Origin of the sequence: Leuconostoc inhae (genome assembly GCF_019656015.1) — a bacterium.
In the GTDB taxonomy this organism is placed as follows: domain Bacteria; phylum Bacillota; class Bacilli; order Lactobacillales; family Lactobacillaceae; genus Leuconostoc; species Leuconostoc inhae_A.
Window position 1 is genome coordinate 1 of the sequence record NZ_BPKW01000007.1, and the last position, 20,295, is coordinate 20,295.

The following is a 20,295-nucleotide window of genomic DNA, read 5'->3' on the forward strand; positions in this document are numbered from 1 at the left end:
CATTGGACACCTTTTAAATGAAATACGCAAGAACAAAGGCATTAAATTATCAAGTCTTTTAGATTTCATTCACGTGTCAAATTCTGCTTGGTATCGTTATGTTAAAGGTGAGACCGATATCACAACGTTGCAATTTCTTGATGCCGTGCGTTATTTACGGACAACGTTTTCAGAAGTCGCGCATATGAAAACAATGGTAGATAAAAATTTACAATTATACGAATCAACCACCACTTTACCTGCATTAATAACTTATGACATACCACTTACTGAATTTTATTTAACACACAACATCGAACGTCTAAAATCAGCCGTCAGGCTCTATCGCATGACTTCAAAAAATGCTTTTAACTATGATATACCCGGTGATTTACGTTATGCTTTAAAATCAGTGCTACTTGAAGGCGAATATGGCTTGGAAGAAGTTAATTTATTAGTTTTACTTAAATTAAAATTTGATAATGTTATTTTCAAAGAGTCAGAGTTTATCAATGTCTTGCACAATCTATTGGCTACTTTAAAGAAAAGCATTAACGACAGCAATTCTTTTGGTGATTTATCTGCTTCTCAACAAAGTATTATCTATTTTAATCAGTCACTTGGACTCAGATTTGCTTTTGGTGCCTTATCAAGCATTACATCTGCTAAAAAGGCGCAACAATATGTGCCACTGCTATTTCAAGTGATACAATTAAACACCCGTGCCTGTTATACACCGCTTTCCTTGTATAATTTCGCATCACAAAAAATAATAACAATTGGTGAGCAGTATTTATTAAATTTACCAATATATCAATCTATGTATGCAGAGTTTCGTCAAGCAGTTTTGACACTTTACCCAGAGCCCCATCGTGCAAACCTTGAATCCTTAAATTACGATTTGTTAAAGAAAGATTTGTTTGAAACAACCATATCTCCAGAAATGAAAAAAGCTTATCAACACTATGCTGATAAGCTGTGATATATTTAATGCTTCTTGTTACCTGCTTATACCATCTGTTAGTACCATAGAACTTGAGTGACCAGGCCCCCCACGTTGTGGATCAAACTGTCGTATCGCTGCATTCACTGCATGTGGTGCTTCACCAAATCCAATAGCAATTAAATCAGACTTACCAGGATAATGGCTCGCATCTCCGACAGCAAAAATGCCTGGTACACTAGTTTGCATCTCTTGATTTACCTTAAAGACTTGTCCAGAAATTTCTGGTTGGATGGCCCAGCCTTGAATTGTATTACTTTCCGAAATAAAACCATAATTAATAATTAAATCATCAACCACTATATTATTAACGATATCATTATCTTTTACTTGCGCTAAAGTTATTTTTAGTTGCCCATTTTTTTGCTTTTCAATATGACTTATTTTTTTGGGGGTTTCTTGTATGACTGTTGACTGCTCTAACGCCAGCACACTTTGTTCCATCGCACGAAAGTTATCACGGCGATGAATAATTGTAGTCGATCTGGTAATATCGTTCAACATCGTTGCCATATCCACAGCAGAGTCACCACCACCAGCAATTGCGACATGATGATTAGCAAAATCTTGCTTGTGCATCACAAAATAATGCACACCTTGACCTACCAGTTCATCGACACCATCAACTTGCATTTTACGTGGTTCAAACGCTCCTTTGCCAGTTGTTATAATGACCTTTTTAGCTTGAAAAGGTTTACCGATATCCGTCGTTACTGTGAATAACTCGCCAGTTTGTTCAACATTAACCACAGTCGTTTCTGTTTTAATATCGACTGGAAATAAGTGTAATTGCTTATCTAGTTCTGTAATAAATGCTGACCCTTTAATACCAGAAAAACCAGCAACATCTAAAATCGTTTTTTCAGGGTAAAGTGCCGTGACTTGGCCACCCAACGTTGCCAAACTTTCAACTAACACCGTTTTAACGTGACGTAAGCTGGCGTAAAAAGCCGTGAACATGCCCACTGGGCCACCACCAATAACCGCAATATCATATACTTCTTGTTTCATAAGGGAGAACACATATCCTTTCAACTGCACTATTTTACCTTATTATTATATCACGTGCTTTTGATACAATTTTTTTCTGTAGTCGGTATAATAGAATTATTAATTAAATGGAGGGAATGTGTTTATAGGTATTAACCTAAACACAAAAAAAATATGGCTCAGAAAAAAATGATTCTTGATCTCGATACCGGTATTGATGATGCACTGGCATTAGCCTATGCTATTGGTGATCCAACTATTGATCTTATTGGTATTATTTCAAGTTATGGTAACACATTAATTGAAACAGCAGCACAAAATTCACTGAACTTATTGCACTTACTTGGTGCTGATGATGTGCCAGTATTTATTGGTGAAAGTCATTCGTCAACCACTGATCATTTTGATGTGATGCCCATTTCACAGCTCATTCATGGTAAAAATGGTATTGGCGAGGTTGTTTTGGAAACTTCACCACGTGCGGTTGAGACACAGTCTGGCGTTGATTTCTTGATTGTCGCTGCTCATCAATATGCAGATGATTTAATCTTTATTCCCACTGGTCCGCTCACTAATTTGGCAACTGCCATTAAAAAAGATCCGGAAGTGGCCACGCTCATTGGGCATACAACTTTAATGGGTGGCGCACTAACGGTACCTGGCAACGTGACACCATTTACTGAAGCAAATATTCATCAAGATCCAGAAGACGCCGACTACGCCTTTACTCGTCAAAAAAACTTAACAATGGTTGGTTTAGATGTCACATTGCGGACACTCTTGACTAAAAAAGAAACCGCATCTTGGCGTGCCTTAAATACGACAGCTGCTGATAAATTTGCCGAATTAATGGATTTTTATATCGATGCTTATTCAAATCTTGGTATTGATAAAAAAGGTGCTGCATTACATGATCCACTTGCCGTAGCTGTGGGTATCGACCCCAGTTACGTTACCACTTTGCCTCTAGCAATGCATGTCACCTATGATAAACAAAGCGGTGATTATGGTCGTACAATTGGTGATAAGGACAAGCTACTCGTACCAACAACAACACAAGTAGCCGTCTTAGTAGATACTGATCGTTTTGTTTCTGATTTCCAAGCAATGATGCTTTCTGTGTTAAACAAATAACAACTAAAAAAGCAGTAAACATATTAAAAATTAAATATGTTTACTGCTTTTTACATTGATATTAAGCTTTAATTTGACCCTCGCCAAAAACTTCATACTTAATAGTTGTCAACGCTGATAGTCCCATTGGGCCACGTGCATGTAATTTTTGTGTTGAAATACCAATTTCAGCACCAAATCCAAATTCAAAGCCATCGGTGAAACGGCTAGATGCATTTTGATACACAACTGCTGCATCAATAGCGTTCATAAATTTAACGACATTTTCTGTTGTCTCACTGATAATTGTCTCAGAATGATGTGTCGTATGTGCATTAATCCAATCAATGGCGGAATCCGTATCTGCAACTATTTTAATACTCATGATGAGATCATTATATTCTGTATCCCAATCCAAATCTGTAGCAGGTAAAATGCGTGATTCGATTTGACGGCTGGCTTCATCACCACGTAATTCAACATGAGAATCTATTAATTTCGCCCCAATTTTGGGCAAAAATTCCGCAGCAATACTTTCATGAATGAGCAGCTTTTCAGCTGAATTGCATACCGAAGGCTTTTGCGTCTTCGCATTATGAATGATTCGTACAGCTTCTTCTTGATTAGCAGATGCATCAACAAAAATATGTGTATTTCCCGCACCAGTCTCAATCACCGGTACTGTTGCGTTAGCCACAACAAAATCAATAAACTTAGCCGAACCGCGTGGAATCAATACATCAATAAACTTTCTCATATGCAACAAAGTATTAACCGATTCATGAGAAGTATCAGTTATCAGTTGAATAATGTCTGGATTCAATTGATTATCAGTTAAAACTTGTCGTAAAATTGTTGCTAAAATCGCATTACTACGACTCGCTTCTTTTCCACCACGTAAAATAACTGCATTACCTGATTTTAATGTCAATGCTGCCGCATCAACCGTAACATTCGGTCGCGCCTCAAACACCATCGCGACAACACCAAGTGGCACAATTTTTTTAATAATTTTTAAATCTACATGTGTGCGCCACTCATCATAAGGTCCAGCCAGTGGATCAGGTAGTTCAGCTACTGCTCGCAAAGAACCTGCAATATCTTGAATGGCAGTTGCATCCAACTTTAAACGTTTTTGCATGGGGCCACTTAACGTCTGTTCATGTTCTGATAAATCCTTTTGATTAGCTAATATAATATCTTCTTGCTGATTTAATAATGCCTGTGCCATTTCTTGTAACAGGGCATTACGTTTTTTAAGTGACAACATCGCTACTTGACTCGTGACATTTTTAGCACGTTGTCCCATTTCTTGTACACTTATTACCATATTACACTCCTTTAAATAATGTACCCATTTTTTTGCCGGCTACAACATCTAGTATTGTAGCTGGATTTTTACCATTAATTAATATCATTTGGCGCTGTTTTGAAATTAAATATTCAGCAGCATAAAGCTTTGTTGCCATACCACCTGTCCCTAAATCTGATGAACCACTTGCACCAGCCATTAATGCTGGCGTGACTTGCGTGACAAGTGGTATTTGTTTAGCATTTGGATTAACAAAAGGATTATCAGTATATAACGCGTCAATATCGCTTAATACAATGAGAACGTCGGCATTTGTTTCATGTGTGACAATAGCTGCTAAACGGTCATTGTCCCCAAATGAATGTTGATGGTCTAGCTCATCAACCGCAATAACATCATTCTCGTTAATAATTGGAATCACCTTTTTTGCTAACATGGCTTCAATCGCATCAATAGTATGTTGTAACATTTGCTTGTTATTAAACACATCATAAGTTAATAATACTTGCCCCACATGCTGTTGATAAAAAGCAAAACTTTGATTATAAATAGCCATTAAGTAACTTTGACCAATAGCTGCCAACGCTTGTTGAGACGGGATATCTGCTGGCCTTTTCACTATTTCCATTTGCTGCAAAGCGACACCAATTGCGCCGGAAGTGACTAGAATAACTTCATATCCAGATTTTTGTAATTGTGTCAGTGTTTGTGATAAACGATTAATGACCGGATATTTAATCTCACCCGATGTATCAACAATCGTGCTGGTGCCAACTTTAATCACTATACGTCGCCAATCATTGGCAGAATTACTTTTTTTTGACACTACCTGCATAATTTTTTCTTCCAAATTCTATATGACATGATGTAATCATTATTCAAAATACATGTCATACACTGTTGTTTAATGATTCCCTCATTGAATATCCATTATTATATCATGAAAATCATGGTTACAAGCAATAGATTATGTCATTTAAGTCATCAAATTTATATGAGTTATTTATCATATTGGTTCAAAAAAGATTGAATTTTATCACGATATGCAATGGGATGATCATGGAAAGTTTGCACATGGTCTGACCCCTTACCAATCCATAATTGTTTCGGTGCGTTTAAGGCGTGATATAAAGGATAGACCATTCTAGTTGGCACAAAATCATCTGCCCCACCATGTATAAAGAACGTTGGTCGCGTACTTTTAGCCACTTGTTTTAGCGGACTTGCTTCTTCATAGAAGTAACCTGCACGTACCTTTGAAATGGCAGACGTAATATTCACAAGTGGAAACCATGGTAAATTATACATATTACCTGCTTCATGTTTTGTTTCTTCTAGTAGACTGGTATATGATGAGTCAGCAATAATTGCCTTAACTTGTGACGGCAAGTCTGATTCACCCGAAACTGACAAGACAGTCGCAGCTCCCATGCTCATGCCATACATGATAATATCTGAATTTTTACCGTTCTTGTCAATAATTTGATGTAACCATTGGATATAATCACGTCGATCAAGCCAACCATAACCGATGATTTTACCTTGTGAGTCACCATGTGCACGATTGTCTGGTATGAGAACATTATATCCAAGGTCATGAAAAAGTTCACCATAAATAGCCATAGTTGTTTTATTGTTATGCCAACCATGCGCCAAAATGGCCGTTTTATTTGTTTTTTGGTCAGCTTCGACATACCATGCGTCTAACTTTAAGCCATCTTTAGTTGTTTCATGCCACGTTTGTTTGTCTCGTGCTAAAAATTGATGCTCATATTGGTAGAGCGGATTTTTTTTTGTGCGCAAAGCGTCTGGTTGGTTAGCTTTTGGATCACGTACCTGAGCAACATGAAAGAAATACATGCCGGCCACAAGTAAAATCATAGTAACAACTATAATAAAACCAATCAGCCATTTGACTAAGTTGTGCATATTCGTTTACCCCTTAAAATAATAATTTTACACTAACTCAAGAATTGTAGCAACAAAACCGTTTGCGGTTCATCATTATAAAAAATTCATTTAATTGTCATTATGAAACCATGAAGAATGGTATACTTAAAAGAAAAATAAAAAAGGATGATTTATGAGTTATTCACAAAAATGGAATTTAGATAGTATTTACCCTGGTGGCATCAATTCACCTCAGCTAGCACAAAAATATCAATTAATTGACGATCAAATTAAAAATTTTAACCAACAAATCCTAGCCTCTAAACCAACCGCTGAGAACATTGCTGACCTCGCTGATTTAGCACAAACTATTGGTTCAGGTTTAGGCACTGTAAGCATTTTTATCAATGGCTTAGCGTCAGTCGACTATGGTAATAGCATCTATAGCCCACAATTTAATAAACTGGGTAAACTCTTTGTTGCCTTTTCAGCGCCGTTAAATAAATTTCAAAAACTACTTTTGTCCTTAGATGAATCATCATTTACACAAGCACTTAAATCGCCACGTCTTGAACCGATTGCTTTTTATCTCACAGAATTACGCACTGATGCCAAACGATTACTTGATGACGCAACTGAAGCTTTAATCAATCAGTTTGATTTAGACGGCCAGCAAGCATGGTCGCAACATTATGATACCATTTCTGCCTCTCTATCCATGAATTACACCGATTCTGAGGACAACAAGACACGTCATATTTCCGCTGGTCAAGCTCTAAATATGCTTGATGGTGAACCCAACAACGATACGCGCGCTAATATCATGAGTAATTATGAAAAAATGTGGGGCAATGCTGAAAATTTAACAGCCGATACACTCAATCATTTAGCTGGTTTTCGTTTAACTAATCAAAATGCTCATGGTCGTCAATCTCATTTAGAACAACCCCTTGAAATGAATCGTATGTCTCAAGCTACTTTAGACACAATGTGGCGTGTTGTTGACGCTAACAAAGCTATGTTTAAACCTTACTTTGACCGTAAGAAACAATTACTTGGTTTAAAAGAAATAGGCTGGCAAGATCAGGTTGCACCATTAACGCATATTGGTGATTATCAACCAAAAGAAGTATCATACGATGATGCGGCAGCTTTCATCATTGAACAATTTGGCAAATTTTCACCTAAAATGGCCAAATTTGCTAAAATGGCCTTTGAAAACAACTGGATTGAATCAGAAAATCGACCAGGTAAACAGCCTGGTGGTTATATGGAATCTGTCCCCGATTTACACGAATCTCGTATTTTTTTGACTTACACAGGTTCTGTTAATGACGCAGCGACTATTGCTCATGAACTTGGCCATGCTTTTCACTCAGCGCAATTGACTGATTTGCCGTTATGGCGAGACGCTTATGCAATGAACGTTGCAGAAACCGCTTCAACGTTTGCAGAACTCATTGTCAATGATGCTAATGTAGCTGGTGCCAAATCTGACGCTGAAAAACTCGTGTTGCTTGATGCCAAAATGACCAATCCGATTGCTATGTTTTTAAATATACACGCACGCTTTTTATTTGAAGATGCTTTTTACAGTGAACGCAAAAATGGCATTGTGACACCTCAACGATTAAACGAACTCATGGACGACGCGCAGAAAAATGCGTTTGACGGTATTCTTGATGTACGCCATCCACATTTTTGGTCTTCTAAACTTCACTTTTTCATTGATTCTGTTCCCTTCTATAATTTCCCGTACACATTTGGTTATTTATTTTCAGCAGGTATATACGCCCAAGCACAAAAAGACGGCGCAGACTTTGAGGACAAATATATTGCTTTGCTTCGCGATACAGCAAATATGACATCTGAAAAACTAGCCAAAAAACATCTTAATGTTGACCTCACACAACCCGACTTTTGGCAAGCCGGCGCTGATCTTATTCAAGCAGATATTAATGAATTTTTAAACTTATCCGAACAATTTATTTAATTGTCTAAACATATCATAAAAACGAGCTGTACAATACACAACCATATGTTGTGTGTTGCATCGCTCGTTTTTTGATCTTATTATTTATACTTTTGTTCTAAATGACTCATCCAATAACCTAACCAAATGCCAACCATAAACAAAAACGCACTAACCAGCATGCTCAAAACCGTAAAACCTGAATAGTCAGCAACTGGTGGCACAACGATCAATAGCGTTGATACAACAACAATACCAAGAATGAAATGATAAACTTTTGCATGAAAATTTTGTAGTAAATAATGCATGACTTTTGATAAAAGCATGAGCGTTATTAAACCACCAATTGCCATGGGTATAAAAACACCGAGATCAGCGCTTTTAAATCCCTTAATCATCGGGTCAAATAAACCAAGATACAGTAATAAATTCGATGGGCTCAATCCAGGTACAATAATTCCCAATGCAATTAAGCCACCAGCCAATAGCCACGAGAAGAAATTAACTGGCATCTCACCAAAAATCGCTGTCATATTGTACAAAAATAAGCCACCCAAAACCGCTGTACCAACAAAAATGTACCAATCAGATCGTGTACGGCCTTCTTTTGCACTCTCTCTAAATAGTGATGGTAAAGTCCCAACAATTGCCCCTGCAAACCCCCACAAAACTATCGCTTTATAAGTCGTTAACAGATACTCTAGTGGATTACTTAATAAAATAATACCAGCAATACCACCTAGTCCTACTGGCACGAAGTACCAAAAGTCACGTTTAAAATTTTGACGAACATGTGCCATAAAATCTAGCATACGCTCATAAAGGCCAAGTATGGCTGCTAATACACCACCGGAAACACCAGGTAAAATAAATCCTAAGGCAATGAAAACACCTTTAATAAAGCGCGTCAACCAATTTTTAATACTGTCGTTTTTCATAATTTCCTACATTCCAATTAATTTAATAAGCCAATCAAAACTATATAGTACGATAAAACTATAACAAGCAATACCCACTGGTTTGCTTAATATCAAAATCCAGAAAAATTGCTTAAATGACATTTTTGTTAAACTTGTTAACAGAACTAATACATCATCTGGTGCAATTGGTAAGATCATTAAAAAAGTAAATAATTTTACCCAGCCATTACTGTTGAGCCGATTCATATATTTATGGCGTATTTTTTTTGACACAATCGCCTCAACCAATGGCAACCCAAATACACGACCAATGCGAAACAAAATCAAAGAACCTAGCACAATGCCGATATAATTATAGACGAATCCTAACCATGTGCCAAAAAGCATTGGCCCGACAGCAAGTGTCACGCCCCCTGGAATAATCGGAATAACAACTTGGATAATTTGTACACCAGTGAAAGCCAAGGGAGCCCAGACACCAAACTCATGAATTGTTTGACGTAATAGTGCTTGGTTGGTCAACAAACCTGCGTGCCATAAATATAAACCAGCAACGACTGTTAATATTAGTCCTATTATACCAATAATTTTTGTTAAATTTTGAATCATGCGTCTTTTTTTAATGATTAAACTACTTTTACGCATACTTAAATGTTGTCCGCGCTTGAGGTTAAGTCGCCGATAACTTTTAATTTTTTGATTATAATAGACAATATACGCTTTGACATGATTCACTCTAACAATTTTGGTATTATTCAATTTCGATATCGCCATTTTGATTCTGAATCACAAGAGCAGCATTTCCTTGCTGTTGCCCTGTTAAAGTTGGTGACACCTCAACATCACCAATAGTATTGTGCGTTGAAAATGTGGGCAACTGTGTTGTTTCTATGGAGATATCCCCATTTTGATTACGTATGTGCCCACCAATTTCAATTTTGCTATGCTCAATATCTGCATCACCATTTTTCAAATCAGCTTCAAGTGTTTTCACAGAACTACCAGCTAACGTTAAATCATCATTATTTAACTTAACCCGCAACTTATCAATTGTCACATTGTGTAAATTAGCCTCTGCATTTTGTACATCTGCCATTGTGTTTTGTGATGTCACACGTACTAAATTCACGTCACCGTTATCTGACTTGACATTAATCGTGTCAGCACTCACGTCTGCCATCGTGACATCAGAATCACTTTGCGTAACAGCAACCGTATTAAGTTTAACATGTCTTGGCACCGTAATCGTCAATCGTGGTGAGGCGTCTTCATCAAATTGGCCCCAAACAAAAGAAACACTACGATAACCGGTTGTTTCTTTTTCGATTTTTAACTCATTATTTGAAAAACTAATTTTTGCTTTATTTTTACTGTCACCGTGTGTTTCTGTTACCGCAAACGTATCCCCTTGTTGAACATAAACATCAGTATCAGTAGCGTTTACCGTAATTTTTTGAATATCTTGTGCATTTTTAGGTAATTGATGGGATAAATCATCAGTTTTAACAGCTTCTTCTTTTTGATAAGAAAACCCATTGTCCCAAATAACTGTTCCTGGCTTTTCAATCAATGCCGCTGAAGTTGCCATCACAACACCAACTGCCAATAAAGACCAGCCAATAATCGTTTTACGCTTCATAACTTGCTCCTTTTTTAATAAATCGCCGACCAATAGCTTTAATTAAGTTAACAAGACCGTTAAAGCACATGCGTATAAGTGAGAACATCAGTGGCCCAATCAATACCAAAACGCCAATTGCAGCAACACCGACACCAATGAAGAATAGACCACCGCTCAGTGAACTAAACACAATTGCAACACCAGAAACAATGCTAACAACCGCTGTAATGATTATTGCCACTACAATTGAAACGATTGTGATTGCCATAGCAAACACAATGGCTAATGCTGAGATTAGTAGCACTACCATTATCAAAGCAACCGGCAATATAACAGGTGATGCCAATAATCCCAAAATAACGACCCATATCATGCGCAATTGTTGCTTTGGCTTAATCTCTGACTCGTCATCAGCATCCATATAAAAATCAGCAATTAACCGTCGCGCAAATTGTTTTGGTGTCCCAAATTGTTTGTGTGCATCTGCATTACTTAAATGAGCATCAGTAAAGTATTCATCATAATAGGCCATTGTATCGTCACGTTCATCACGTGGCAGTACATGCAAGTGTGCCTCTAATTCGTTTAAGTAATTCATATTTGCTCTCCTAAAATTGCGTTAATTCCTATGGAAAAATCTTGCCAAGCATCTTTAATACCACTCAGGTGTTCCCGACCATTATCAGTTAATTGATAATATTTTCGCATTCGTCCTTCAAAAGGTTCACTATAAGTTGTTAATTCGCCACCCTTTTCCAAACGACGCAAGACAGGGTACATCGTTGATTCAGAAACAATCACATGTTGTTTTACCTTTTTAGTCAATGCATAACCGTATAAATCTTGCTTATCCAAAATAGCCAAAACAGTCCCGTCAAGCAGCACTGTTGGTGTTTGTATCATCATATTATAACCTCTAGTATACTATTTTCTGTATAGTATATATTATACGGAAAATAGTATTGTTTTTCAACAAAAAAACAGCAATTATAATTGCTGCCAATACTTTAATACATTTTCAATATTTGAGTTGGTACTAATCATACTAATCACAGCAGCACCATCAACACCTGTTGCTAACACTGCTGCTAAATTATCCTGACTGATCCCACCAATTGCAACTGCTGGCCAGCGACTTTGTTCGACTAGTCTCTTAAGTTCTATTAAACCAATCGCTGGCTTCGCATCTGCTTTACTTTTAGTTTCAAATACTGGGCCAATGCCGATATTATCAATACCTGACAATAATGACATACGTTCATACTCTTTTTGAGTAGACACTGACACACCAACAAACATGCCCTGACTTGCAGTAATATTAGCTGCAATATTACCATCCCCCTGACCGAAATGTACGCCATCTGCGTGCACCATATGCGCTAAAGCGATGTCATCATCAATGACAAAAGGTACATGGTAAGATGAGGTGAGTTCCCTTACACGTTGTGCAACACGTAGTTTATCAGCACCACTCAAGGATCCAGAACCTTTTTCACGGTATTGAAACAAGGTAATACCATGCTTTAACGCTTTCTCTAACACATTGTAAAACTTACGTTCATCTATAACATTTTGCGTGCCTAATATAAAATACCGTGCTAACATTGTACGATTAAATATCATCTATAACCTCCGGTTGATTTTCTTTTGCAATCACTGCCAGATGATTCAATGGCCCATGTCCATGTCCCACTTGGATACCGTCTCTAATAGTGGCATCGACATAAGCTTTGCCTTTTATAATGGCAGTCTTCATATCCAGACCAAGAGCCAGTTGTGCCGCAATAGCTGCCGAAAGCGTATCACCGGTACCATGAGTTCTTTCAGTGTCAACACGCTGGCTTTTTAACCAAAAATAACTACCATCCGCAAGTAGCGCAAAATCATACACAGCTATGTCACTACCATGTCCGCCTTTCAGTAAGACATTTTTAGCACCTAATAATTGTAACTTATAGGCTGCTGCCTTAACATCTTCATGTGTTTGAATTGTCATTTCCGTTAAGACTTCCGCCTCTGGCATGTTTGGTGTCACCATTGTCGCAAGTGGCAATAATTGCGTCTTTAATGCTAGAATTGCGTCATCGCACAATAGCTTTGCACCGCCCTTGGCTACCATAACAGGATCTAAAATATAACTGCCAAAATCATAAGTTTTTAGTGCTTTTGCAACAGTGTGCACAGTTTGCACGTCACCTAACATACCAGTTTTCACGGCAGAAATAGACAAATCATCAGCAACCGACTGTATTTGTTCCGCGATAACAGCAGGTGGTATCATTTGTACCTGCTGAACACCCCGTGTATTCTGTGCAGTAACTGATACAATCACATTGCCACCATAGACGCCTTGTGCCATAAATGTTTTCAAATCTGCCGAGACACCAGCCCCACCACTTGAATCCGTGCCAGCAATTGTTAAAACTTGTGGTGTATTATTAATCATGAGCCACCTCGCTTTTAATAAAACCATCAAGTTCATCTTCTGTTAACAAATAAAGCTCATCTAATAATTGGTTCACAAAATAGCCAGGTGTTTTAACTTTTTTATTGGCTTTGACACCAGCTAACTTCATCGTTGCCATTGCTCGCACTGTATTCTCAATTGAAATACCATCACCATTATAAGTGCCAATTAAGGCTGAAAGCGCATCACCTGTCCCAACATTTGTCGCCAAAAGTGGCACATCAACGTCAATCGTGTGCGTTGTATGACCATCACTAATAACATCTTGTTTACCACTTAACGCAATAATGGCACCTGTTTTTTTAGCAGCCATTATTGCAATTTTTCTAACGTCCCCATCACCAGTCGCATCAATACCTTGACTAGAAAAATCAACACCAGCAAACCAAGCAATTTCAGCTGCGTTGCCACGAATAATATCAACTTGTGCATCTGCCATAAGTGCTGACACAGGCAAGCTTCGTGAAGGTATGCCCACAGCCACTGGGTCCAAAACAACAACTTTGCCAGCTTGATTTGCTAATTGCGCTAGTTTAATAGTTTCAAGTAATTCTGAACGTCGCCAAGTACCACTGTTGATAACCACAGCATCACTTGCAGCAACTAAGTCTGGAAATTCTTCTAACTCGCGGGCCATAATGGGTGACCCACCAATGACATTGACAACGTTAGCCACAAATTGCGGTGTGACATAATTTGCATAATTGAATACAAGTGGACTTTTAATTTTTATTTCTGATAGCTTCATAATTTTTTCTCCTTATAACGTTTGGTGTCACAATATTAAAAACAATAGAAAAGCCGTTGATTGAATCCACAAAGGAAAATCAATCAACGGCTACAAAAATAGGCACACAGCGCTTAAAATTAGTATTCGAAAATGTATCTCCCTTCGCACGCATTACCATGATCAGGTTCAATGGGTGTTTCTCAGCCAAATGGCACCCCAGATATATCTATTTAGTTTATGAGCTTATTTTAGCTTAAAATAACCTATATTGCAAGATAATGGTCATCCCCACCACGTTTTATCATCAAAATCGCGCATTTGATGTGTCAATGATAATTGTTGTGCAGAGTTAACATGAATATAACTTGTTGTGTAAGGATTTTTCATAAGCTTTTTCATTTGCTTGAACTTTTCACTATTTAAAAAGGATCCTAGTGCCGTGTGATCAGGCCAAAAACTCCACAATATATAGTCTGCTTTGCCATTACTATTTTGTGCAAGGACTGCATCTTTAGGTACAAGTTGTGCGATTAATTCATCATTGCGATCCTTAGTTTGAAAAGCAATTTGATGGATAACGTCACCACTTAACTCACCAACTGTCACAACACTATTAAATACCATCGGCCGTTTAAAATGGGCCACCATGTCAGGTGCATCAACAATCAATACATTCGTCCCTGCTAATTGCGATTCTTTACCCAAATAGAAAAACTTATCTGGATTGCGGGCTTGCAGTGCTAACAATTCTGCAGGTGCTTGTTCAGGTGCTAATATTAAATTAATTTTCATAAGAAAGGCTCCTCTAATAGCTTCACAACATCCGGTGATAATCGTGATGAATTATTTCTAATAAATTTTTTGACGCCTGCAAATGTTACCAAATCAATCGTTGTCGGAACAGCTTTCACTTGATTTAAGTATCTTGCAAAAGCAATATCGGATAATGTCATCATGTTGACACCCCAACCTTCAGGCAATAATAATGATTCCCAGTCATCATTTAGAAGCGCTTCTGCACGTTTAAAACGGCTATCTTTATTAATAAAACTACGTAATTCATTTGGTTGTAACTTATTATTCATCATGTCATTATTAACGCGACTGATCAACGTATCCCCTTCTAGAGAACTATACAACCACAACTTTACCAAATGGTTGACTAATACTCAATTTTTTATCTTTTGGCAACAACCAATAAACTTGTTTAAATGATGTTTGCAGTTCATTTTTTTCACCATCACCATCTGTTAGAATGACAACAATTGTTTGCTTCGGATTAAATTTTTTATCACTTAATGCATTAAAAATGCTTTGAAAAGTTGTACCACCACCTGTATGTCGCACCCATTCCTTGATTTTCTTTATCTCATATACTTGTGTATCAAAAGAAAAAACATGGACACTAGCATCAAACTGTTTCGTTAATTCTAAAACATTTGCCAACATCATACCAGCTTGTTGATCAGAGATGGATGCTGAATTATCAATAAAAACAACGAGCTGTGTGTTAAACACACTAATTTCACCAGCTAAGTCTAATCTGTATGCTTGCCGTCTGTTAAACCTGGCACGTGATTCACGTCGTTTATTTGGCTGTTGACTTAACCCAGTGCGTATGGCCGCACGCCAATTACGTTTAGGTGCAATCACTTCATCAATATGCTGACGAACGATAGGTGATAGTTGCCCACGACCTGAGCGCTTGGCATCCTCAGTTGCTTTTTTAAGGACCATATCAAGCGCTGCTTTAGCCTCATCTAAGGCGCCCTCAGCACTAGACCAATCACTATGACTATCCAACTTGTTATGACCATGTGATGGTATTTGGTCTACAAATTCAGACAGGCGTGAAATATAGACTTCTGAATCCTCATTGGCCGGTAACATTTTACCGTACATCTCAAAAATTGTTTGCAACGTCAAGGCACCAGGTAGATCACCTAGTTGATCTGGTAAATATTGATTGACAGCAAGATCTGTTCCTAAGTCAATCAATGAGTCCTGTTGTTTTTTAGCATAACGCAATGGATGTTGCCATATCACATGGAGTGCTTCATGCGCCAAAGCCAAAGCAATTTGATTATGATTAGTAAACAAATGTGTTAATATATCAGGGTTCATCACTAAAAACCAGCGATGATTATGCCACTTAAGTGCCAAAGCATGGTCTAAATTCAGGTCTTTTTCACGGGCTAAATTCATCACAATATTGCCATATAATGGTGATTCATCCAATAATGTCTTAATCCCGTCAACAATTAAATTGTCTTTTTCATTAACATTCATCGTGTGGCAATATCCATAATTTGTTGATACAAAACATTAGCATAATGCGCCTCAGAAGCGTATAAATCATCTAAAATGGGGGCACTAGTCATTTGCTTGACAAGTGCATATTGACCATCGGGTGCCACCATAGTTAGTAACTGACTAAACCGACTAGCATGATTATTCAAAACGATATCAGCCGTTAAAAGTAATGTTTTCATCACCGTTAATTTTTGAATTTCGGGCATGTTTTGAAATTTTTTTTGGATGTCACTTGGCAATTTTGGCCCATCAGGATGTGTTTCGAACACATCTACTGCTGTTAAACTCGCCGTTTGTTGCTTCACGTAACTCATGAACTGTGTAGCAACCAATTGTCCTAAATCGCCAGCGACCAAGTCAAATAGTAAGTCATTTTGATCTTTAATCGGTAATGCTTGTAATTCAAATAAATTATCTGATACACGTTGCCAAGCACGCGGGGTAGGATTCAAATCTATACCACGTGTCTCTGGATACAATAGTTCAGCATTTTCAGCAATAAACTGACGTACTATGGTGTGTATATTTTGACGTTTATTATCACTTTTCCCTGCCCATGATAACCAACCACTGACTGACACAGACATGACTAACCGTGTGGTACGATCTTTGATTGCCGCATCAGATGTTTGCACAGCATAATCTGAGTTTTCAAAACCAGACATCGAATCATCTGGATTTTCTGCTAAAATAAGATTCACATTATCTGGTAAGATCAAATCATTAATTTGACGTTGTAACACTAGGTTCATAAGCTCACCTTGAACTGCCTGCGAACCACGATTAAACTCATCTAAAAACCAAATTATCGGTTGCTTCGGTGCTAACTCTGCTTGTTGAATAATTTGAATCAATGTGTGTGTATAACCAAACTTCACATCGGCTAATCGGCCATAATTCTTTGTCATCAAAAAAGCTGAGTCCGTTAATGGTGGAATCGGAATAGCCAAATCGCCTTTTTCCGACAAAGACACAACAGTTGTAAATAACTTAGCACGTAATTTTTTAGCAACATCAAATACTAAAGCTGATTTACCTATACCTGCTTCACCAACAATAGTTGGGACATTCCCCCCTTGTAAGACCAATGGTACAGCAATTAATAGTTGTTGATATGATAGTGACATTTATACCCTCTTTTTTTCTTATATCAATTTTACCGCTTCTCAGCGTTTCATGCTAAAATAAAAGTATGACAAAACTACTAATTCTCGGTGCTAACGGTCAAATTGCAAAACTTGTTGTCCCTATGTTAGCTAATACCGATACAGAAATCAAATTAACTTCACTCCATGCACGTTCAGAAAAAGGTATTAAAGGACTTGATGCCGTTAACGAAGATGCCATGATTACAGCACTAAAAGACGTCGATATTGTTTATGCCAATATTGGTGCGGAAGGTCGTCAAAAAACTGCGGCTAATAGTGTTGTCAACGCTATGCATCATGTAGGCGTCAAACGATTGATCTGGGTCGCTACCATTGGTGTTCATAATGAGCTACCTGATGATAAACGTAGTTTATGGGCCAATATTCTTGGTACAACTGACAATGAAAATACGTATATGGGTGACCAAGCCGCAGCTGTTAAACGCATTGAACGGTCTGCACTTGATTATACCATTGTGCGTCCCAATGAATTAATTGATGATAATGTCATGCAATCACTCAATGTTGAGACAATACGTGACACAAAAATAGTTGGTGGACCAATTACACGAACCAGTGTCGCAGCGTTCATTACACAAATTATTTTACATCCAGAATCTTACATTGGCGACTCTGTTGCTATTTCAGAAAAATTAACAAAATAAAAAAAGTTCAAACAATGAAGGGCTCCAAGAAAGTTAGACATAAATCTAACTAACTTGGAGCCCTTTTATTGTGACAAAACATAGTTTTGAACTTTTTTATTTTGCATCTGGCTTTGCTTCAACATATTGCCAATAAGCATCAATAATTTTAGCAGATATTTTACCATTGGTACCATCTAGATAGTTATTCATCCCTGGTATAGCCATCGCTATTGCAAATGGCTGACCTGGTGTATAGGCAACCATCGATTCTGTATACGTTTGGTTCCCATTAGTGACTGTTTCTGCAGTTCCTGTCTTAGCATGCACTTTTGGCGTTAATTTATGCATATCTGCGCCACCTGTGTTCCAAGCATCAGATCCATTAGCGACACGATTCATACCATTCTCAATCGTATCCCACTCACCAGCATCTAATTTAACTTGTCCCTGTATCTTTGGTGTGGCAGTCCAAACAGTTTTTTGTTTATCACTATTTGGTTGACCTTGTGTGACAGCACCAACAATATGGGGGGCTACAAGATAACCACCATTAGCAATCACAGATACATAGCGTGCCAATTGAAGCGTCGTATATGAATCATATTGTCCAAAAGTTTCATATAAATACTTACCTTGTGATTCACCAGTTGTTGCACCACGATAACCAGCTGTTTCGCCATCAATATCAATCCCAGTTTTTGTCCCTAGGCCGAACTGTCCTAAGCCGTTTCGTAAAGTCTGAAAAGCATCCGAACGTAATCCTAATGCAGATCCAGGGCTATAAGTTTGTCCACCAATTTTCATACCTAACTGTACAAAATACGTGTTTGATGATCGTTCCAACGCTGTTTCCGCATCAATTGGGGTTGGTACACCTGCTTGGTTCCAATAAGATGTAATTGACGGCGTCCCTTGAATTTTGATTGCCTGATCATTTAGTACGGTATTATTTTGTGAAATAACACCCTTTTGAAAACCTGTTGCCAATACTGCCGGTTTGATAACTGATCCCATGACAATTGCATGGTTAATGTTACCTAATGGATTAGCGGTCTCTTGTCCCGTTGCGTGATTACGATCAACACCAGCCATTGCGTAAATACCACCGGTATATGGATTAATAACAGTAGCGTACGCACCTTCGACATCACCGCCCGGCAAATTATCTTCAAGTATTTTTTGAACAGCACTTTGGAAACGCGCGTTGATTGTTAACTTAACATTATCCCCAGCCTGCCCATTATATTTAATTTGAGAAGATTTGATTTGCCCACCGCTACCCGTTTTAACAAGCGTTTGCGAAGCTGATCCCTTCAAAATAGACTCGTAATCTTTTTCTAAACTTGAATTACCAACTGGTTCATTTTGTGAATAGCCCTGCGCAAGCAGTGTATGTAATCGATCCTCTGGTAATCCAGTTGCTTCATTAGTAACATTACCGACAAGGGTTTTAAACTCGTTACCTTCTGGGTACTGTCGTGACCAACTCGTGCCAAGTTTAATACCTGGGAACTCACTTAACCGTTCACCAATTTCAGCTAACTCAGTATTGGTCACATCTGATTCTTTGATAAATGTTGTGGATAGTGTATAGGCGCCACTCATACGTTGAAAGATCATAGCAGCATTTGGATCGACATTTTTTGCTAAGTCATGCTTTTGTACATATTTCACCTCATAAGCATTAATTTGTTCAGTAGTTAATGATAATTTATCATTTTTATATTTTTTGGTAATAATTTTAGTTATTTTGTCATTATTTGACTGGTTTGCTAAGTAGAAATCAACTTTCGAACGTTCACTGAGTCGCTTAGTATCAATTGTCATAAGCTTACTCAATTTAGTTGCTATTTTACTCATGGTTGTTGACGTCACTGATGTTCCACGTGTAAAAGTGACCGCTGCTTGTGCCTTATTACCAACAATGACACGCCCAGTCGCATCATAAAACATGCCTCGAGGTGTGTTACCCTTTTCGATGGTTTCGTCATTACGATTAACCTCGCTTTGATAATAAGCACCCTGCTTGATCGTCAAAAAAGCTAATTGAACAATCAGTGCAATCATTAAGGTCAATGCGATACCAAGCAGGATATTTAAACGCGCAGGCAAATTGGCACTCGCGTTGTTTTTTTTGTCACGATCTTCTAAGTAAGGATTACGTTGCATGTTTGACCCCATTTTCATCAA

At 37.8% G+C, this 20,295-nt stretch carries 21 protein-coding genes and 1 riboswitch; of the genes, 4 read left to right on the forward strand and 17 right to left on the reverse strand.

Annotated elements, in window-relative coordinates; genetic code table 11:
• The coding region (locus K5Q14_RS05515; protein ID WP_246587573.1) for a helix-turn-helix domain-containing protein at window positions 1-961 on the forward strand (961 nt) is incomplete at its 5' end.
• An 18-nt stretch (window positions 962-979) separates the two neighbouring features.
• Here K5Q14_RS05515 and K5Q14_RS05520 read toward each other — a convergent pair.
• Window positions 980-1,993: an NAD(P)/FAD-dependent oxidoreductase gene (locus tag K5Q14_RS05520; RefSeq protein ID WP_220734835.1), complete on the reverse strand. Its 1,014-nt coding sequence runs from the start codon at window positions 1,991-1,993 to the stop codon at window positions 980-982.
• Between the two features lie 153 nt (window positions 1,994-2,146).
• On the opposite strand from K5Q14_RS05520, the gene K5Q14_RS05525 reads away from it, so the two are divergent.
• Window positions 2,147-3,106: a nucleoside hydrolase gene (locus K5Q14_RS05525; protein ID WP_220734836.1), complete on the forward strand. Its 960-nt coding sequence runs from the start codon at window positions 2,147-2,149 to the stop codon at window positions 3,104-3,106.
• Window positions 3,107-3,167: 61 nt separating this feature from the next.
• Here K5Q14_RS05525 and K5Q14_RS05530 read toward each other — a convergent pair whose 3' ends face one another.
• The 3 genes from K5Q14_RS05530 to K5Q14_RS05540 form a co-directional block, all read right to left on the reverse strand.
• The gene (locus tag K5Q14_RS05530) at window positions 3,168-4,415 is read right to left on the reverse strand and encodes a glutamate-5-semialdehyde dehydrogenase (RefSeq protein WP_220734837.1); all 1,248 of its coding nucleotides are present in this window, start codon (window positions 4,413-4,415) and stop codon (window positions 3,168-3,170) included.
• Between the two features lies 1 nt (window position 4,416).
• On the reverse strand, window positions 4,417-5,232 hold the full coding sequence (gene proB / locus K5Q14_RS05535; protein ID WP_220734838.1) for a glutamate 5-kinase: 816 nt from the start codon (window positions 5,230-5,232) through the stop codon (window positions 4,417-4,419).
• Between the two features lie 164 nt (window positions 5,233-5,396).
• A complete protein-coding gene (locus tag K5Q14_RS05540) occupies window positions 5,397-6,326 on the reverse strand; it encodes an alpha/beta hydrolase (protein ID WP_220734839.1) in 930 nt (309 codons plus the stop codon).
• Between the two features lie 154 nt (window positions 6,327-6,480).
• Between K5Q14_RS05540 and K5Q14_RS05545 the strand changes: the two genes are divergently transcribed.
• Window positions 6,481-8,280, forward strand: coding sequence for a M3 family oligoendopeptidase (locus K5Q14_RS05545; protein ID WP_220734840.1), 1,800 nt, complete (start codon window positions 6,481-6,483; stop codon window positions 8,278-8,280).
• Window positions 8,281-8,360: 80 nt separating this feature from the next.
• Here K5Q14_RS05545 and K5Q14_RS05550 read toward each other — a convergent pair whose 3' ends face one another.
• The 12 genes from K5Q14_RS05550 to K5Q14_RS05605 all read right to left on the reverse strand — a co-directional run bounded on the left by K5Q14_RS05550 (window position 8,361) and on the right by K5Q14_RS05605 (window position 17,437).
• Window positions 8,361-9,197: a DUF368 domain-containing protein gene (locus tag K5Q14_RS05550; protein WP_220734841.1), complete on the reverse strand. Its 837-nt coding sequence runs from the start codon at window positions 9,195-9,197 to the stop codon at window positions 8,361-8,363.
• 6 nt (window positions 9,198-9,203) lie between these two features.
• Window positions 9,204-9,953 carry a TVP38/TMEM64 family protein gene (locus K5Q14_RS05555; RefSeq protein ID WP_246587575.1) on the reverse strand — a complete coding sequence of 250 codons (750 nt, stop codon included), beginning with the start codon at window positions 9,951-9,953 and terminating at the stop codon, window positions 9,204-9,206.
• Window positions 9,931-10,818, reverse strand: a complete 888-nt coding sequence (locus tag K5Q14_RS05560; protein WP_220734842.1) for a DUF4097 family beta strand repeat-containing protein — start codon at window positions 10,816-10,818, stop codon at window positions 9,931-9,933. The genes K5Q14_RS05555 and K5Q14_RS05560 overlap by 23 nt, the downstream gene beginning before the upstream one ends.
• The gene (locus K5Q14_RS05565) at window positions 10,808-11,398 is read right to left on the reverse strand and encodes a DUF1700 domain-containing protein (protein WP_220734843.1); all 591 of its coding nucleotides are present in this window, start codon (window positions 11,396-11,398) and stop codon (window positions 10,808-10,810) included. Before K5Q14_RS05565 ends, K5Q14_RS05560 begins: the two co-directional genes overlap by 11 nt.
• Window positions 11,395-11,706 (reverse strand): PadR family transcriptional regulator, encoded by a 312-nt coding sequence (locus tag K5Q14_RS05570; RefSeq protein ID WP_220734844.1) that lies wholly within the window; start codon window positions 11,704-11,706, stop codon window positions 11,395-11,397. The genes K5Q14_RS05565 and K5Q14_RS05570 overlap by 4 nt, the downstream gene beginning before the upstream one ends.
• Before the next feature lie 81 nt (window positions 11,707-11,787).
• On the reverse strand, window positions 11,788-12,423 hold the full coding sequence (gene thiE, locus K5Q14_RS05575) for a thiamine phosphate synthase (RefSeq protein WP_220734845.1): 636 nt from the start codon (window positions 12,421-12,423) through the stop codon (window positions 11,788-11,790).
• Window positions 12,413-13,246, reverse strand: a complete 834-nt coding sequence (gene thiD, locus K5Q14_RS05580) for a bifunctional hydroxymethylpyrimidine kinase/phosphomethylpyrimidine kinase (RefSeq protein WP_220734846.1) — start codon at window positions 13,244-13,246, stop codon at window positions 12,413-12,415. Before thiD ends, thiE begins: the two co-directional genes overlap by 11 nt.
• Entirely contained in the window at window positions 13,239-14,015 is a 777-nt protein-coding gene (gene thiM, locus K5Q14_RS05585; RefSeq protein ID WP_220734847.1) for a hydroxyethylthiazole kinase, read from the reverse strand. The genes thiD and thiM overlap by 8 nt, the downstream gene beginning before the upstream one ends.
• Before the next feature lie 122 nt (window positions 14,016-14,137).
• Window positions 14,138-14,226, reverse strand: a riboswitch (TPP riboswitch).
• Between the two features lie 53 nt (window positions 14,227-14,279).
• Window positions 14,280-14,789, reverse strand: a complete 510-nt coding sequence (locus tag K5Q14_RS05590) for a hypothetical protein (RefSeq protein ID WP_220734848.1) — start codon at window positions 14,787-14,789, stop codon at window positions 14,280-14,282.
• Window positions 14,786-15,082: a hypothetical protein gene (locus tag K5Q14_RS05595; RefSeq protein WP_220734890.1), complete on the reverse strand. Its 297-nt coding sequence runs from the start codon at window positions 15,080-15,082 to the stop codon at window positions 14,786-14,788. Before K5Q14_RS05595 ends, K5Q14_RS05590 begins: the two co-directional genes overlap by 4 nt.
• Before the next feature lie 46 nt (window positions 15,083-15,128).
• Window positions 15,129-16,286: a vWA domain-containing protein gene (locus K5Q14_RS05600; RefSeq protein ID WP_220734849.1), complete on the reverse strand. Its 1,158-nt coding sequence runs from the start codon at window positions 16,284-16,286 to the stop codon at window positions 15,129-15,131.
• Complete coding sequence (locus tag K5Q14_RS05605) at window positions 16,283-17,437, reverse strand: P-loop NTPase family protein (protein WP_220734850.1); 1,155 nt, start codon at window positions 17,435-17,437, stop codon at window positions 16,283-16,285. Before K5Q14_RS05605 ends, K5Q14_RS05600 begins: the two co-directional genes overlap by 4 nt.
• 65 nt (window positions 17,438-17,502) lie before the next feature.
• Here K5Q14_RS05605 and K5Q14_RS05610 point away from each other — a divergent pair, with 65 nt between their 5' ends.
• Window positions 17,503-18,123: an NAD(P)H-binding protein gene (locus tag K5Q14_RS05610; protein WP_220734851.1), complete on the forward strand. Its 621-nt coding sequence runs from the start codon at window positions 17,503-17,505 to the stop codon at window positions 18,121-18,123.
• Window positions 18,124-18,219: 96 nt separating this feature from the next.
• On the opposite strand, the gene K5Q14_RS05615 is transcribed toward K5Q14_RS05610, so the two are convergent.
• A complete protein-coding gene (locus tag K5Q14_RS05615) occupies window positions 18,220-20,274 on the reverse strand; it encodes a penicillin-binding transpeptidase domain-containing protein (protein ID WP_220734891.1) in 2,055 nt (684 codons plus the stop codon).
• Window positions 20,275-20,295 lie beyond the last annotated feature (21 nt).